Raw genomic sequence first — 15,776 nt, forward strand, 5'->3', positions numbered from 1 at the left:
CCCCAGCGGGCCTGCAGTTAGACGTGGGCGTCCCTGATTCCGGGTGGCGTGGCGCCCTGGAGAACCCACCGGTTGCCGTCCGGATCCGCGACATGTGCAAACAAGACGCCACCCATGTCCTGGACGTCGCTGATGTCCGCGCCGCGGCGCACCAGTTCCTCGCGGGTCGCAGCCATGTCCGGCACCACGAGCTGCAGCCCCTCCAGGCTGCCGGGCTGCATGCCTGTCATTCCTGTGCCAATCACGATCGATGTGGGCGAACCAGGCGGCGTCAGCTGAACCACCCTCATCCCGGGAATATGCTCCACATCGTGGTCGAGCATGAAGCCCAGCTTCTCCGTATAGAACGACTTTGCCCTGTCCACATCGGACACGGGGACCTGAACAACCTCAAGGCGCATCTCCATGCGCCCACAGTATCCTGAGCTGTCGCGAAAAAACCGTGAGCTCGCGTGGCGTCCCGCATGCAGCGGATCAGCCGAGGCGCTCCCCGGTGATGTTGGCAAGCCGGTCCAGGAGTTCATCCTGGAACCGCTCATCGCGGACCGCATGGTGCGGCTTCTCCCGGTGCTGGTGGAACCAGTAACCGCCACTGGTGAGGGCCTCCGGGTCATTGCTGGTGGCAAGCCATTCCTGGGTGAGGTGGCCGAGCCGCAGGTCGTCCGGGGCGCCGGCGCCGCCCATCCTGGTGGGCACCCAGCCCGGATCCACGGCGTTGCTGAGGACGTCGGGCCATAACCGGGCGACGGCGGCTGCGAGAGCTGTGAGGTAGAGCTTGCTGTCCGAGTAGGTCACCTTCGCCGTGCCCAGGTCCAGGCGCCGAAGGTCGGCGTGCCCGCCGCGGTGCATGCCGCTGCTGAGGTAGACCAGCCGGTGCGGGCGGTTGATCAGCGCAGTGAGGAGGTAGGGTGCCACAACATTCACCTGGAAGATGTCCCGGCTGTGCAGTACGCCGGCGTTGTGGATAACGGCGTCCACGGGACCACTACGGTTCACTTGGCTGGCCACGTCACGAGTCTGCTCAATATCGGACAGGTCACCCACTACTGCCGAGGCACCGCGGTCCACGAGGTCCTGCACCGCAGCAAGGCGTGCAGCGTTACGCACATGCACGATGACGGTGTGTCCATCGCCGGCCAGGGACTGGGCAGTAGCCAGGCCCAGTCCGTCAGCGGAACCGGTGATGAATATGCGCGCCATGACTTCTCCGATTGTTCCGGGCTGATCCTGTGATGGGTGCAGGCGCCTAGTAGACGGAACCCTCAAGGAGCTCCGAAAGCCTGCTTGCGGCGCGCCGCAGTTCCGGGACGCCCGCTTTGAGGGTCGCTTCGCTGGCTGCCTCCACCGGGCTGGTGAGGGAGATGGACTCGCTCGGGCGGCGCCCCGTCCTGTTCGGCACCGCAACGGCAACGGAGAGAACTCCCGTGGCACGCTCATCCGCGGAGTACGCATACTCTGCCTCGGGCGCGGGCAGCCTGGTCCGAAATTCTTCGGCCGTCAGGCCACTGTCCTGGCCCGCTGCGACCGCCGCCGCCACCACCTGCTGAAGTTCGTCGTCGGGCGCTGAAGCGAGCAGGATCTTGCCGGCCGCGCCCAGCGTGAGGGGCAGGCGCTTGCCCAACGGGAGGTCGTAACGCAGAGGGGCCTCGCCGTCCACGCGCGCCACGAGGATTCGCTCAAACCCCAGCCGCGTGTACAGCGACGCCGTTAGCCCGGTCTGTGAAGCCACCTGCTGGAGGATGGGCCGGGCCGCGACAACGAGCGGATCGTTCTCCAGAAAGCTCCGGGCTGCGGGGAGGACCGCAGGCCCGATCCGGTAGGACTTGTCCGTCTGGCTCACCATGCCAAAGTCCTGCAGCACCCGCAGGATCCTCAGGGTGGTGGGCAGGCTCATACCGCAGGTCCGGGCCAGGTCACTGAGCCTCTGCGGCCGTTCTGCACGCTGCAGTTCCGCGAAGACCTCCATGGCCCGCGAGAGCGAACGCATATTCGTGGCCTTGGGGCCCTCCTCTGCCGCTGTGTCCGGGGAGGTGGGTGTCGTCGTCGCCATCCTTTCATTCTATGTAAGTTCCTTGCGCTTGACAGCGCGTGTGTCTGGTGTCACTATTTCTCTGTACGCAATGTTATTTCATTCTATGAAATGCAACGACATGCAGTGAAAATGTGAGAAGGAAGCCATGACAACGGAGTCAATCACCACGAAAACCGAGAGCAGTGTCCGAGTGGCGCCCTCCGTGCTGGTGGGCATCGGTGCCTTCGCGGCTGTAGGTGCCTATGTCCTGCTCACCTCCATCGACCTCGGCCTGTGGACCTCCCTGGGCCCCGGCCCCGGCCTGTTCCCCTTCGTCATGGGCGCCGTTCTCGTGGCCATGGCCGTTGTGTGGCTGATCCAGGAACTCCGGCGGCCCAGCGACACGGCGGAAGGCATCGACCGGGGGCTGGTCATCGCCGTCGTCCTGAGCCTGGTGGTCCTTGCAGCGGTGATGGACCTGATCGGCTTCCAGCTGGGCATGTTCCTCTTCCTCATGTACCACCTGAAACTGCGCGGCCGCAGGAGCTGGCTCTCCTCACTGATTACGGCACTCGCCGGCAGCCTGGGCGCCTTCTACGCCTTCAACTACGGCCTTAACGTGTCGCTGCCCGTTTCGGCCTTCCCCCTGCTGAACACGATCGGACTCTAGACGTGGATATCTTCAACGAACTGATGGGTGGCTTCGCGGCCGCCATGACCTGGCAGAACCTGCTCTTTGCTTTCCTGGGCTGCCTCCTCGGAACGATCATCGGCGTCCTGCCCGGAATCGGCCCCGTGGCCGGCGTGGCGCTGCTCATCCCGCTCACCCTGAACCTCGACGCGACCGGCGCCATCATCATGCTGTGTGCCATCTTCTACGGCACGGCGTACGGGGGAACCATCACCAGCGTGCTGCTGAACACCCCCGGTGAGGCAGCTTCCGCCATCACCACCATCGACGGTTATGCCATGACCAAGATCGGCAAGGCAGGTGCAGCGCTGACGATCGCAGCCGTCGGATCCTTTGTGGGCGGAACCATCGCCACCCTGGGCCTGGTGGCAGCGGCGAAACCCCTCGGAGAGCTGGGCCTGCTGGTTGGACCACCGGAATTCTTTGCGCTGATGGTGGTGGGCATCTCCCTCCTCGTGGCCCTGGCCGGCAAATCAATGGTCAAGGCAGTGATCTCCGGCGCCCTGGGCCTGCTGATCGCCATGGTGGGCATCGACCCCGTCGCCGGCGCCCCGAGGTTCACCTTCGGCATGGACCGGCTCCTGGACGGCGTCAGCTTCGTGGCCGTCATCGTCGGCGTTTTCGGACTCTCGGAACTCCTCTCCTTCCGCAAAGGGGACCAGCCGGCCGCGGTGCACGCACCCAATTTCCGCTCGCTGCTCCCCACCGGCAGGGAATGGCGCCGCAGCGCACCGGCCATGGCCCGCGGCACCGGCATCGGCTTCGGCCTGGGCCTCATCCCCGGGATGACCGGTTCCGTCTCTTCCCTCCTGGCCTATGGCGCCGAAAAGAAGTTCTCCCGCAACCGGCACGAACTGGGCAAGGGTGCCATCGAAGGTGTTGCCGGCCCGGAAACAGCCAACAACGCCCACGCCAATGCCGCCCTCATCCCGCTGTTCACCCTCGGCATCCCGGCATCACCCACCATCGCCGTGCTCATGGGCGCGTTCCTCCAGCAGGGCCTCACCCCCGGCCCCACTCTCTTCACTGAACACTCCGAAATCGCCTGGGCCATCATCGCCAGCCTCTTCATCGGCAACCTGCTCCTGCTGCTGCTGAACGTTCCGCTGGTGGGGCTCTGGACCTCCATCCTCCGCGTCCCGTCGTCGATCCTGACCGCGCTGATCCTGCTCTTTATGGTCATCGGCGCCTACACCATCAACTTCAGCGTCTTCGATGTGTTCGTGATGATCGGGTTCGGTCTCCTGGGCCTGGCGCTGCGGCATCTGGACATCCCACTGGCTCCTATGGTGCTCACCCTGGTGCTCGGCCCGCTGATGGAACGCTCGCTGCGCGAATCCCTCGAAATTTCCCAAGGCGACTTCGGCATTTTCACCAGCCGCCCCGTCTCCGCGGTATTGATCGGCCTCGGCCTCCTGATTGTCTTCAGCCCGCTCCTGAAGCTGCGCAAGCCCAAGGCGCTGAACGAAGACCCCGAAACCTAAACCGCACACGCACCACCCCCACATACCCCTTCAAAGGAGAAGAACCATGAAAACCCGTTCACGCATCGCCGCAGCCTTCGCGGCAGCAACACTGATCGCCCTCACCGGTTGCGGCGCCAACAGCCCGGCCGGCAGCACCGCCGCCGCAGACGGCTTCCCCAAGAAGGGCAAGTCCATCGACCTCGTCGTCGCCTTCTCCTCCGGAGGAGCCGTGGACACTGCCGCCCGCCTCATCCAGCCCATCCTCGAAAAGGAACTCGGCACCAACGTGGAGGTCATCAACAAGCCCGGCGCCGGCGGCCAGATCGGCTACACCCAGCTGACCAGCGCCAAGCCCGACGGTTACACCATCGGCGCCACCGGCTCGCCGTCCGTCGTCGTCTCGCCCCTGGATCCGGCGCGCGGTGCCAATTACACCCGCGAGAGCTTCCAACCCCTGGGCCGCCAGGTCATCGATCCGGCTGTCATCGCCGTGCAGCCGGACAGCCCCTACCAGACGCTGAAGGACCTCCTGGAGGCTGCCAAGGCAAACCCGAAATCCATGACCGCCAGCACCACCGGCCTCCAGACCGGTGAACACTTCGCCCTGGCCCAGATCCAGGAAACCACCGGCGCCGAGTTCGCGCCCGTCCATTTCTCCGAAGGCGCATCCCAGGCCACCACGGCCTTCCTCGGCAAGCACGTGGACGTCCTGGTGGCCAACGTCAGCGACGTCACCGACCTGACCAAGCAGGGCAAGGCCCGGGTCCTCGGTGTCATGACCTCCGAACGCTCCCCGTCACTGCCGGACGTTCCCACGTTCAAGGAATCCGGCTACGAGGTTGAAGCCGGCACGGCCCGCGGCTACTCAGCGCCGGCCGGACTGCCCGAAGGCGTGGCCAAGAAGCTCGAAGCGGCCATCAAGGCCGCCATCGAAGACCCCACCGTCAAGGAAAAGATGAGCGCACTGGGCCTGCAGACCAGCTACCTCAGCGGCACTGACTACAAGCAGTTCTGGGCCGGACAGGAGGAGGACTTCAAGAAGGTCCTGCCGCTGGTCCAGAAAAAAGACTGACCCGCCCGCACCTACCGAGGGAAGAACCAATGACAACCGCAGCAACTGAGACCATCGACGCCGACTTCCCGCGCCCCGACCGGGATGTGGTGGAGCGCCTCGCCAAACTGCCCGCCGCAAACATCGGCGACGCCGTGGACCGCCTCGGCGTGGCGGACTCGGCCATCCAGGCAGTCTGGCCCGGGGCGCGGCTCGCCGGCCCTGCCTTCACCGTCTGGACCCGCCCCGGCGACAACCAGGGCATCCACAAGGCCCTGGAGCACGCCCGTCCCGGCGACGTCATTGTGGTTGCCGGCGGCGGCGACGAGTCGCGGGCCCTGCTCGGGGAGCTCATCGGTGAACGTGCCATCAACCTCGGCATTGCCGGCTTCGCACTGGACGGAGCAGCGCGCGACGCCGAAGCGCTGGGTGAGATCGGTATGCCCGTCTTCGCCCGGGCTACTTCCCCCGCGGGCCCTTACAAAAACGGCCCCTTCAGGCTGGGGACGCCGCTCGCCTTCGGCGGCGTCCCCGTCCTCCCCGGCGATGTGATCATCGGCGACTCGGACGGCGTTGTGGTCATTCCGCGCGAACACGCAGCGGCGGTGGCCGAAGCTGCGGAAGCAGTTTTTGCCGACGAAACCAACCGCCGTCAGGCCATCGTCGCCGCCCGCGGCTAACTCAGGAAAGACAGAGAGAACATGACAGCGGTAACCGTTATCGGCCTCGGCGAAGCCGGAGCCACCTACGCTGCGGCGCTCACCGCCGCCGGCCACCAGGTCACCGGGTTTGATCCCGTTGCCCCGTCCACTCCCGCCGGCGTCACCCGCGCCGCGACAGCTGCCGAGGCCTGCGCCGGGGCTGACATTGTCCTGGTGCTGACCGGTGCTGCGGCGGCCCGCGGCGTGGCACAGGAGTGCCTTCCGGTCCTTGAAGCGGGAAGCTGCTACGCGGACTTCACCTCCTCCTCGCCGGGGGTGATGAGTGAACTGGGGCAGCTGTCCGGCAAAGCCGATTTCGCCGACGTCGCCATTCTGGGACCCGTGTCCGCACTGGGGGAGAAGACCCCCCTCATGGTGAGCGGGCCCGGAGCCCAGGCAGTGGCCGGCCTGTTGGCGCCTCTCGGTGTGGACGTTGAGATCGCCGAGGGTGAGCCGGGCGCGGCAATGGCGCACAAGCTCCTGCGCAGCGTTCTCATGAAAGGCCTGGCCTCCGTGGTGGTGGAGGCCGTGACCGCCGGCCGGGCCGCCGGACTCGAGGAATGGATCCGGGACCAGATCGCCGGTCAGCTGGCCGGCGACGGACAGGCCGTCATCGACCGCTTCCTCACCGGCACCGTGAAGCACGCAGTCCGCCGCTCCAAGGAAATGCAGGATACGGCCAGCTACCTGGGCGACCTTGGCGTGCCGGCCGAAATGACCTCGGCATCGGCCGCCGCGCTGACCCGCATGGCCGGGGAAACCGCGCCGGCCTTGCGCTGACCGCAGAGTCCGGCAGAATCGAAATCGGGTATCACGTGACTCACCACATAACCGGCCACCCGCCAGCAGGAGCAGCAGCATGATGGGCATCTGGGCACTCGGCGCCTACCTTGCGGTCATCCTGCTGTGGACCACCCTCCTCAAGCGCAGCGTGGGGGAGGCCATGATCCTCGGCTTCCTGGCCGTGCTCCCGTTCACTGGGACGGCAGCGGCGCAGATCGGCTGGGATGCGCTGTACTCGGCCATCACGGACGAGATCGTTTATGCCACCATGGCCTTCGTTTTTATGGGCTATCTGCTGGACAGGACCGGGGTGCTGGACCGGCTGATCGACCTGCTGAACTCCCTGATCGGCGGGGTCAAGGGCGGACCGGCATGGGTGTCCACCGTGGCGTCCGCCGGCCTGGGCGGCGTGGTCCATAACCAGGCCGCGATTGCCGCGACCGTCGGCTCGGTGACGATTCCCTGGATGGAAAAATCCAGGCTGGACAAACCCTCTGCCGCAACCCTGGTGGCCGGCAACGCGGGGATGGGCATCACGTTTCCGTTCAGCGCCTCGATGTTCGTCCTGGTCGGTTCCGCCACCGTGGGTCCGCTGCTGGACATCAATGCGCTGGTCCTGCCGTTGTTGTTCGGTGGCCTGTGGTGCTTCCTGCACCGGCTGATCGTCACCTGGCTGCTGATCCGCAAGAGCGGCATGGCCCCGCTGGATGCGGCCCACCGGATCTCTGTCCGCTCTGCCTTTGGCCGTGGCTGGGCCACCCTGCTGCTGTTCATCGTGGTGGCCATCCCGCTGGTCGTTACCTCGGGCGCCATCGCCAAGGCACTCTCGGACTGGACCGGGGCAGACGTCACCAAGTCCGTCAGCGTCATCGCCTGGATCCCCGTGGTCCTGATCATCACGGGCCTGCTGCTGGGCCGGAAGAAGCTCCCCACCGACGGTCGGGCCTGGTGGGCGCTGCTGCAGGACTCCGCGCCGCGCTTCGGGATCGTGGGGGTAACCGTGGTGTTCGCCTTCGCCGGAGCCAATGCCCTGGCCGCCACCGGCCTGCCGAAGCAGATGACGGCACTGCTCAACGGGATGAACCTGCCGCTGTGGCTCCTGGCCATCCTGATCGGGCTGATCGTCATCGCCGTCGCCGCGCCCCTGTCGGCCACCGCCACGATGGCCGCCGTGGGAACAGTCGGCGTCGCTGCACTGGTGGCCGCCGGCGTCCCGGCAACCACCGCAGCCGTGGCCGTCCTGGTCTTCTCGTCCTGCGAGGCGGCAGTCCCACCCGGGGGTGCCCCGCTGTATGTGGCGTGCGGCATTGCGGACGTGGACCCGATCACAACTTTCCTCCGGCTGTTGACCCATTACGCCCTGCCGTTGCTCGGCATCGGCGTCCTGATCATCCTCGGCATCCTGCCCATCTAAAGGAATCCAAAAAATGCACACCATCCGTAGGGCCATCGAAGTCCTCTTCGTCGTGACGCTGGCAGCCCTCCTGGTTGGCGGTGTAGTTTTTGTGGCAGGGCAGGCCACCGCCCTGGTGGCGGGCCAGGGCGACTGGCTGAAACTGCTCAACGACACCATCAAGGCGCCCATGTGCATCGCGGCCTCCGTCTGCGCCGTGGCCGGGTTCCTGCTCAGCTACAAACGCCGCCAGAACCAGGACCAGCCGCAGGAAGCAGGGGCACGGTGAGCCCTGCGGCCGGGGACGGAAGCTATCCAACGTTCGCCGGCCTGCTGGCGCGGGAGGGTGCTTTGGCGGGGACCTCCTGGGGACTTTTTCCGGACCCAGCCCGGGGGACGCCGTCGTTCATTACTCCGCAGGCGGTACTGGACGCGCGGGACTGCATCCGCACGGGCGCGGCGTTCGGCCTGGACTATCCCGCCGATGCCTTCGACCCGGGAATGTCGCTCAAGCGCGGCGCGCCCCGGCATACCATTTACTCCTCCCATCCGGCCCATCGCGACGACTTCCTGGACGGCTACTACCTGCAGGGATCCAGCCAGATCGACGGCCTCCGGCACCGCCGCGCAGACGACGTGGGCTTCTACAACGGCACGCCGGATGACCGCATTACCGAGGGCACTCCGGACCTTGGCATCCAGGAATGGGCGGACAGTCCCATCGTGGGCAGGGGAGTGCTGCTGGACCTGGACGGGTTCCGTTCCGGGCAGGGTGCACCGATCGACCATGCCGCCGGTGAACCACTGGGCCTGGAACTGATTGAGGCGGTGATGGAAGCGCAGTCCGTGAGACTCCGGCCGGGCGACATCCTGATGCTCCACACCGGCTGGTGCGAGTGGTTCCTGGGCTTGGACCCGGGAGAAAAACAGCGGATGCGTGACAGCCGGCGGGCCACGGGCGTTTCCCAGTCGGAGGAATTCGTCGCCTGGGCCTGGGACCAGCGGCTTGCGCTGCTCGCGGCGGACAACTTCGCCGTTGAATGCCTCCCTGCACTGCCGTCCAGCCCCTACCGCGACTCTGCTCCGAACGATCACGGCATGATGCACCAGCAGCTTCTCGCCAAGCTGGGCGTGCCGCTCGGTGAACTGTGGCGGCTCGGCCCTCTTGCCCGCCATATGCGCAGTGCCGGGCCGTGGGACGCCTTCATCACCATCAAACCGCTGAACATCACGGGCGGGGCCGGCTCTCCTGCGAACGCTACCGCCCTGGTGTAACTCCCTGGACCAGCGCCGACCATACTTGTGTAGTTGTATACAAGTATGATGTGTGTCGGAGGTTGATGATGAATGACGTACCTGCCCGGAACACCGGGGCACATATGGTTTACGCGGAACTGAAGCGGCAGATCCTGAGCCTGGAACTGAAACCGGGCGCGCGCATCTACGAACCTGCGATGGCGTCCACGCTGCAGGTGAGCCGCACACCGTTGAGGGAAGCGATCAGGCGGCTGATATCCGAGAGCCTGCTGGAACAGCAACCAACCGGCGGCGTGCTGGTCCCGGGATTAGACGAGGCAGCCATCTCGGAACTCTACGAGGTGCGGGCGGCGATGGAATCCCTCATGGCACGGAACGCCTGCATCAAGGCGACGCCTTCTGACATCGAGGCGCTCCGGGGCGTCCTGGCAAGGAACGCGGCGCTGGTGGAGTTCGCAGATGACGCGATGCAGCAGGGCATGGCAATCCACGCGAAGATCGCGGAGATGGCCGGAAACTCGTGGGCCCGCCGCTTCCACGGCCAGGTCTCAAGCCACATGGAGAGGTACCGGCACTTCACCAACAGCACCCAGGAACGGCGCGACCAGGCGCTGGCCCAGCACCGGGCCCTGGTGGACGCCGTGGCCGGGGGCGATCCCGACCAGGCTGCGAAGATTGCTTTCGAGCACGTCATGGGCGCCGGGGATGCCGCAGTGCGTGCCATCTCGGGCAGTGGCCAGGGCGTCTCGTGATCGGCGAACTCGGACGCCGCACAACAAGTTCCCTCCTGCTCCATTCCACGCTGATCCAGGCCGTGACCTTCCTGGTCCGGCCTGCGGCCACCTACCGTGCGCTTGAACTGGACGTCCCGGGATTTGCCCTCGGCCTCCTGGCCGCCAGTTACGCTGTCTTCCCCCTGCTGCTCGCGGTTCCCACGGGCGGACTGGTGGACCGCCTGGGCGAGCGCCGGCTGATGGCTATCGGGTCCGCCGTCGTTCTTGCCTGTTCCGCTTTCCTGCTGCTGTGGGGCTCGTCGATCCTTGCCCTGGTCATCGGAACCGCGCTGCTGGGTGCCGGGCAACTGGCCTGTGTTGTGGGGCAGCAGGCCGTGGTGGCCAACAATGCTGCTGCAGCCCGCATGGACGCGGCCTTCGGTTACCTGACTTTCGCCGCATCCCTGGGCCAGGCCCTTGGGCCCTTGGCGATTTCCCTGGTGGGAGGCGCCTCCATCCGCCCCGATACCCAGGCGATCTTCTTCTTGTCGACGTGCATGAGCCTGGCACTTTTCGTCACCACTTTTGGTGTGGCAGCACATGTCAGCGGCGGGAAGAGGAAAGCAGTTGTGGGTGGCGGCAGCACCGGCAACGCGGTCTCGCTCCTGAAGACTCCGGGCGTCGCCCGGGCACTGGCCACCAGCGCCACTGTCCTTGCCGTGGTGGACCTGACCATGGTGTACCTGCCGGCACTGGGATCCGAACGCGGGCTCACTGCGGCAACGGTGGGCGCGATGCTCACCGTCAGGGCGGTGTTCTCCATGGTTTCCCGCCTCCTCCTGGGGCGGGTGTCCCGGAAGCTGGGCCGGATGCGGCTGCTGGTGTTGAGCCTGGCACTGTCCACCGTCGCTTTGGCTGTGGCGGCGATTCCCATGCCGGCCTGGCTGTTGTTTGTTGTTATGGCCTTCCTCGGGCTGGGGCTTGGCATCGGCCAGCCGCTGACCATGTCCTGGCTTTCGGCGCAGGCCCCCGAGGGGCAGCGCGGGCGGGCGCTTGCCCTTCGGCTCGCCGGCAACAGGGTGGGCCAGGTGGTCCTCCCGAGCGCTATCGGGGTGGTTGCGGCGGGGCTCGGCGCAGGGGGAGTTTTTCTTGCGTCAGCCGCAGTGGTGGGCGGGACGCTCCTGCTGCTCCGCGGCGTGCAGCTGGACTAGGGCGTGCAGTTGGACTAGCTAGGGCAACCGGCCGGGCCGCAGCAGCGAAGGCACCCGGCCTGTTGCGGATCCAGCGGAACAGGACTGACCAGAACCGCCAGTCCGCGGTGCAGCGTCCCGCTGGAAAGTGCCCGGCAGCGGATTCCGCCGCGACCGCGCATGGCGGCGTGGGCTCCCGGCGCGAGTACCTCGTTCATCCAGGCGCAGGGATGCGCGGGCCGGCCGCCGTGGAACTCCACCACGGAATCGCCGGATTCGAGCGCGAAGTCCTGGCCCAGGAGCGGAGCCAGGTGGGCACCCTTGAGGATCACGTTCCGCCGCGTGGCCAGCGGGTTGAATGGTCCGGCTTCGAGCTCGGCGGCCATGGTTTCCAGGGCCTCGACGGCGAACAGGGTCACCGCCGCGTCCATGTGCGCGGCCTTGCCGAAAAAGCGGTCGCCCACGATCCCCTTGCCCGCCACCACCTCGGCCGAATCGGCATCAAAGGTGGGAACATCGGCAGCGCCGTCCCGGGCCCGCCCAAAGTAGGCATGGCCGGGTGACACCAGCAGGTGCAGGACTTCGACGTCGTACCGGTAGTGTTCGGCCATACCGCCAGCGTAGTTTGAGGCGAGCCAGACATCGAACGGCAGAGCCGGTGTCAGTCTTTCTGCAGTTTCTCCGCCAGCATCACAAGGATTCCGCTGGGGCCGCGGAGGTACGTCAGTTTGTAGACGTCGCCATAGGTTGCCACGCCGCGCAGCGGGAGGCACCCGTGTTTGGCAGCTATCTCAAGGGCTTTGTCGATGTCATCCACCGAGAAGGCCACGCGGTGCATGCCGATGTCGTTGGGACGGGTGGGGTGCGACTCGATGGCTTCAGGATGGATGTATTCGAAGAGCTCCAGCTGGCCGTGACCGTCCGGAGTCTGGAGCACCGCAATCTTGGCGTGGTTGCCATCAAGCCCCACGGCAGTATCGGTCCATTCGCCGCTGACGGTGTCGCGGCCGATCACCGTAAGGCCGAGATCGGTGAAAAAGGCGATGGCTGCTTCGAGATCGCGAACGGCGATACCGACGTTTTCCAGTTTGATGGCCATACTCAGGCACTGACATATGCGGCAAGGTGCTTGCCGGTGAGCGTTGAGGCGTCAGCCACCAGCTCTGCCGGCGTGCCTTCGAAAACGATCCGCCCGCCGTCGTGCCCTGCTCCCGGACCCAGGTCGATGATCCAGTCAGCGTGCGCCATCACCGCCTGGTGGTGCTCGATGACGATCACGGATTTGCCGGAGTCAACCAGCCGGTCCAGCAGGCCCAGCAGGTTCTCCACATCGGCGAGGTGCAAACCCGTGGTGGGTTCGTCGAGGACGTAGACGTCACCCTTCTCGGCCATCTGCGTGGCGAGCTTGAGCCGCTGGCGCTCGCCGCCGGACAGCGTGGTGAGCGGCTGGCCGAGGCTGAGGTAGCCCAAGCCAACATCCTCGAGCCGGTCCAGGACGGTCCGGGCAGCCGGTGTTTTGGCTTCCCCTTCGGCGAAGAAGGCGGCGGCCTCGGTCACGGACATCGCCAGGACGTCGGCAATGTTCTTCCCGCCGAGTGTGTATTCCAGGACCGTGGCCTGGAAGCGGCGGCCCTCGCAGTCCTCGCACGGTGACTCCACCGTTGCCATCACGCCCAGTTCGGTGAAGATGACGCCCGCTCCGTTGCAGGTGGGGCAGGCACCCTCTGAGTTCGAGCTGAACAGAGCGGGCTTGACCCCGTTGGCCTTTGCGAACGCTTTGCGGATGGGCTCCAGCAGGCCGGTGTAGGTGGCGGGGTTGCTTCGCCGTGAGCCCTTGATGGCGCCCTGGTCGATCACCACCACGCCCTCGCGCTTGGCCACCGAACCGTGGATCAGGGAGCTCTTGCCTGAACCGGCCACACCCGTCACCACTGTCAACACGCCCAGGGGGATGTCGACGTCCACCGCCTGCAGGTTGTGCGTGGATGCGCCGCGCACCTCGAGCGCGCCGGTTGCCTTCCGTACGTCGTCCTTCAGGGACGCCCGGTCCCCGAGGTGGCGGCCGGTGATGGTGTCACTGGAGCGGAGGCCCTCCACCGTACCTTCGAAACAGACACTGCCGCCGGTGGTGCCTGCGCCCGGGCCCAGGTCAACGATGTGGTCTGCGATGGCGATGGTCTCGGGCTTGTGCTCCACCACCAGCACGGTGTTGCCCTTGTCCCGCAGCTGCAGCAGAAGCTGGTTCATGCGCTCGATGTCGTGCGGGTGCAGCCCGATGGTGGGCTCATCGAAAACGTACGTAACGTCGGTCAGCGATGACCCCAGGTGCCGGATCATCTTGGTGCGCTGGGCCTCGCCGCCGGACAGCGTGCCGGCCGGCCGGTCCAGGCTGAGGTAGCCCAGGCCGATGTCTGAGAACGAGTCGAGCAGGTGCTGCAGGCCCTTGAGCAGGGGAGCCACCGAGGGGTCCCTGAGGCCACGGATCCATTCGGCGAGGTCGCTGATCTGCATCTGGCACAGCTCGGCGATGTTCTTGCCGTTGATCTTCGAGGACAGCGCCTGCTGGGTCAGCCGGGTGCCGTTGCACTCCGGGCAGGTCTGGAACGTGACGGCCCGCTCCACGAACCGGCGCACGTGCGGCTGCATGGCCTCGGGGTCCTTGGACAGCATGGACTTCTGGATCTTGGGGATGATCCCCTCGAAGGTCAGGTTGACGCCCTCCACCTTGATCTTGGTGGGCTCGGCGTACAGCATGGTCTCCAGCTGCTTCTTCGTGAACTTCGAGATGGGCTTGTCCATCGGCAGGCCCATGCCCTCGAACAGCCGCCCGTACCAGCCGTCCATCGAGTAGCCCGGAACAAGCAGCGCGCCCTCGCTGAGGGACTTTTCGTCGTCGTACAGGGCCGTACGGTCGATGTCGCTGACCGCACCCATCCCCTCGCACCGCGGGCACATGCCGCCCAGGTAGACGGCCTGCTGGACCACTGCCTTTTCCACCCGGCCGCCGCTCTTCTCCGTGGACATCACGCCGCTGGCCTTCCGCGTGGGCACGTTGAAGGAAAAGGCCGTGGGTGGCCCAGCGTACGGCGAGCCGAGCCGGCTGAACAGGATGCGCAGCATCGCGTTGGCATCCGTGGCGGTGCCTACGGTGGAGCGCGGGTTGGCGCCCATCCGCTCCTGGTCCACGATGATGGCCGTGGTCAGACCCTCAAGGAAGTCCACCTCGGGCCGGGCGAGTGAGGGCATAAAGCCCTGGACGAACGCGCTGTAGGTCTCATTGATCATCCGCTGCGACTCTGCAGCGATGGTGGCGAACACCAGGGAGCTCTTGCCGGAGCCGGATACGCCGGTGAACACGGTCAGCCGGCGCTTGGGCAGCTCGACGCTGATGTCCTTGAGATTGTTTTCCCGTGCGCCCTGCACGCGGATGAGGTCGTGGGTGTCCGCGACGTGCAGTCCGTTGGTCCGCGGATCGGTGTTCATGGCGGTGCTGGTGTCCGTGCTCATCGGGTCTCCATCTGTTGGACTGCGATTGGTGTGCCGGGGGAGGTGGCGCACACAGCCTCCCCTGGCGCGGCTGGCTCAATCCTCGCAGCTCAGGGCTGCTGGTTGATCCGGACGGTGTTGCCTGCTGGGTCGCGGAAGGCGCAGTCGCGGATTCCGTAGGGCTGGTCGATGGGTTCCTGGACGACGTCGGCCCCGCTCGCCTCCACCTGGGCGAACGCTGCGTCCACGTCGGGGGAGGACAGGACGATGGTCGCATAGGTGCCTTTGGCCATCATCTCGGCGATGGTGCGGCGCTCGTCATCGGTGATGCCGGGGTCGACGGCCGGCGGGTGCAGGACGATGGAGACGTCCTTTTGGCCTGCAGGGCCCACGGTGATCCACCGCATGGTGCCGCGGCCAACATCGTTGCGGATTTCGAAGCCCAGGGCGTCGCGGTAGAAAGCCAGGGAGGCGTCGGGATCGGTAGCGGGAAGGAAGGTTGAGGAGATGGTGATGTTGTTCATGGCAGTCATGCTAGTTGCGGCTCCCGAGCGGGCGCTTCTCGATTCCTGACCGGTCTGGTGACCTGTTTCGCCACGCAGGCGGGGATGCCCGCCGTCGCGCTTTGTGCCTCCTGTTTGTAGGCGCTGGGCGGCATGCCCACCAGCTCGCTGAAGCGGGTGCTGAACGTTCCCAGCGAGGAACAGCCGACGGCGAAGCACACCTCCGTGACGGAGAGGTCACCACGGCGAAGCAGCGCCATGGCCCGCTCGATGCGGCGGGTCATGAGGTAGCTGTACGGCGATTCCTGGTAGGCAAGCTTGAAGCGGCGGCTTAGGTGCCCGGCGGACATGTGCACGCCGCGGGCCAGGGATTCGACGTCCAGCGGCTGCGCGTACTCCCTGTCGATCCGGTCCTTGACGCGCCGGAGATCCTTGAGTTCACGGAGGCGGGCCTCGGAGAGGGGGCTGGTGGTCACCTTTCAGATGGTGCTACGCCGCATGGAACTTGTCCAGAGCCGGGGGAACGCCCCG

At 66.3% G+C, this 15,776-nt stretch carries 17 protein-coding genes and 1 pseudogene; 10 read left to right on the forward strand and 8 right to left on the reverse strand.

Annotated features, from left to right (window positions below):
* Positions 1-17 precede the first annotated feature (17 nt).
* The 3 genes from AC5RVY_RS13960 to AC5RVY_RS13970 form a co-directional block, all read right to left on the reverse strand.
* Positions 18-407, reverse strand: coding sequence for a VOC family protein (locus AC5RVY_RS13960; protein ID WP_493955303.1), 390 nt, complete (start codon positions 405-407; stop codon positions 18-20).
* A gap of 67 nt (positions 408-474) precedes the next feature.
* Complete coding sequence (locus AC5RVY_RS13965; protein WP_493955304.1) at positions 475-1,200, reverse strand: SDR family NAD(P)-dependent oxidoreductase; 726 nt, start codon at positions 1,198-1,200, stop codon at positions 475-477.
* A gap of 46 nt (positions 1,201-1,246) precedes the next feature.
* On the reverse strand, positions 1,247-2,050 hold the full coding sequence (locus AC5RVY_RS13970) for an IclR family transcriptional regulator (RefSeq protein WP_493955305.1): 804 nt from the start codon (positions 2,048-2,050) through the stop codon (positions 1,247-1,249).
* Positions 2,051-2,177: 127 nt separating this feature from the next.
* Between AC5RVY_RS13970 and AC5RVY_RS13975 the strand changes: the two genes are divergently transcribed.
* The 10 genes from AC5RVY_RS13975 to AC5RVY_RS14020 all read left to right on the forward strand — a co-directional run bounded on the left by AC5RVY_RS13975 (position 2,178) and on the right by AC5RVY_RS14020 (position 11,277).
* The gene (locus AC5RVY_RS13975) at positions 2,178-2,681 is read left to right on the forward strand and encodes a tripartite tricarboxylate transporter TctB family protein (protein ID WP_493955306.1); all 504 of its coding nucleotides are present in this window, start codon (positions 2,178-2,180) and stop codon (positions 2,679-2,681) included.
* A gap of 2 nt (positions 2,682-2,683) precedes the next feature.
* Positions 2,684-4,186, forward strand: coding sequence for a tripartite tricarboxylate transporter permease (locus AC5RVY_RS13980; RefSeq protein ID WP_493955307.1), 1,503 nt, complete (start codon positions 2,684-2,686; stop codon positions 4,184-4,186).
* Between the two features lie 46 nt (positions 4,187-4,232).
* Positions 4,233-5,240, forward strand: a complete 1,008-nt coding sequence (locus tag AC5RVY_RS13985) for a tripartite tricarboxylate transporter substrate binding protein (RefSeq protein ID WP_493955308.1) — start codon at positions 4,233-4,235, stop codon at positions 5,238-5,240.
* Positions 5,241-5,269: 29 nt separating this feature from the next.
* On the forward strand, positions 5,270-5,899 hold the full coding sequence (locus AC5RVY_RS13990; protein ID WP_493955309.1) for an RraA family protein: 630 nt from the start codon (positions 5,270-5,272) through the stop codon (positions 5,897-5,899).
* A gap of 21 nt (positions 5,900-5,920) precedes the next feature.
* On the forward strand, positions 5,921-6,700 hold the full coding sequence (locus AC5RVY_RS13995; RefSeq protein ID WP_493955310.1) for an NAD(P)-dependent oxidoreductase: 780 nt from the start codon (positions 5,921-5,923) through the stop codon (positions 6,698-6,700).
* 79 nt (positions 6,701-6,779) lie between these two features.
* The gene (locus AC5RVY_RS14000; protein WP_493955311.1) at positions 6,780-8,117 is read left to right on the forward strand and encodes a TRAP transporter large permease subunit; all 1,338 of its coding nucleotides are present in this window, start codon (positions 6,780-6,782) and stop codon (positions 8,115-8,117) included.
* Between the two features lie 13 nt (positions 8,118-8,130).
* Positions 8,131-8,385: a hypothetical protein gene (locus tag AC5RVY_RS14005; protein WP_493955312.1), complete on the forward strand. Its 255-nt coding sequence runs from the start codon at positions 8,131-8,133 to the stop codon at positions 8,383-8,385.
* The gene (locus tag AC5RVY_RS14010) at positions 8,382-9,371 is read left to right on the forward strand and encodes a cyclase family protein (protein ID WP_493955313.1); all 990 of its coding nucleotides are present in this window, start codon (positions 8,382-8,384) and stop codon (positions 9,369-9,371) included. Before AC5RVY_RS14005 ends, AC5RVY_RS14010 begins: the two co-directional genes overlap by 4 nt.
* 68 nt (positions 9,372-9,439) lie before the next feature.
* Complete coding sequence (locus tag AC5RVY_RS14015; protein WP_493955360.1) at positions 9,440-10,105, forward strand: GntR family transcriptional regulator; 666 nt, start codon at positions 9,440-9,442, stop codon at positions 10,103-10,105.
* Entirely contained in the window at positions 10,102-11,277 is a 1,176-nt protein-coding gene (locus AC5RVY_RS14020; RefSeq protein ID WP_493955314.1) for an MFS transporter, read from the forward strand. Before AC5RVY_RS14015 ends, AC5RVY_RS14020 begins: the two co-directional genes overlap by 4 nt.
* A gap of 18 nt (positions 11,278-11,295) precedes the next feature.
* On the opposite strand, the pseudogene AC5RVY_RS14025 reads toward AC5RVY_RS14020, so the two are convergent.
* The 5 genes and pseudogenes from AC5RVY_RS14025 to AC5RVY_RS14045 form a co-directional block, all read right to left on the reverse strand.
* Positions 11,296-11,867, reverse strand: a pseudogene (locus tag AC5RVY_RS14025) (MOSC domain-containing protein).
* Between the two features lie 50 nt (positions 11,868-11,917).
* The gene (locus tag AC5RVY_RS14030; RefSeq protein ID WP_493955315.1) at positions 11,918-12,355 is read right to left on the reverse strand and encodes a VOC family protein; all 438 of its coding nucleotides are present in this window, start codon (positions 12,353-12,355) and stop codon (positions 11,918-11,920) included.
* Between the two features lie 2 nt (positions 12,356-12,357).
* Positions 12,358-14,763 (reverse strand): ATP-binding cassette domain-containing protein, encoded by a 2,406-nt coding sequence (locus tag AC5RVY_RS14035; RefSeq protein WP_493955316.1) that lies wholly within the window; start codon positions 14,761-14,763, stop codon positions 12,358-12,360.
* Between the two features lie 89 nt (positions 14,764-14,852).
* Positions 14,853-15,275 (reverse strand): VOC family protein, encoded by a 423-nt coding sequence (locus tag AC5RVY_RS14040; protein WP_493955317.1) that lies wholly within the window; start codon positions 15,273-15,275, stop codon positions 14,853-14,855.
* The gene (locus AC5RVY_RS14045) at positions 15,272-15,721 is read right to left on the reverse strand and encodes a helix-turn-helix transcriptional regulator (RefSeq protein WP_493955318.1); all 450 of its coding nucleotides are present in this window, start codon (positions 15,719-15,721) and stop codon (positions 15,272-15,274) included. The genes AC5RVY_RS14040 and AC5RVY_RS14045 overlap by 4 nt, the downstream gene beginning before the upstream one ends.
* Positions 15,722-15,776 lie beyond the last annotated feature (55 nt).

This window comes from Arthrobacter sp. Ha26, assembly GCF_059091705.1.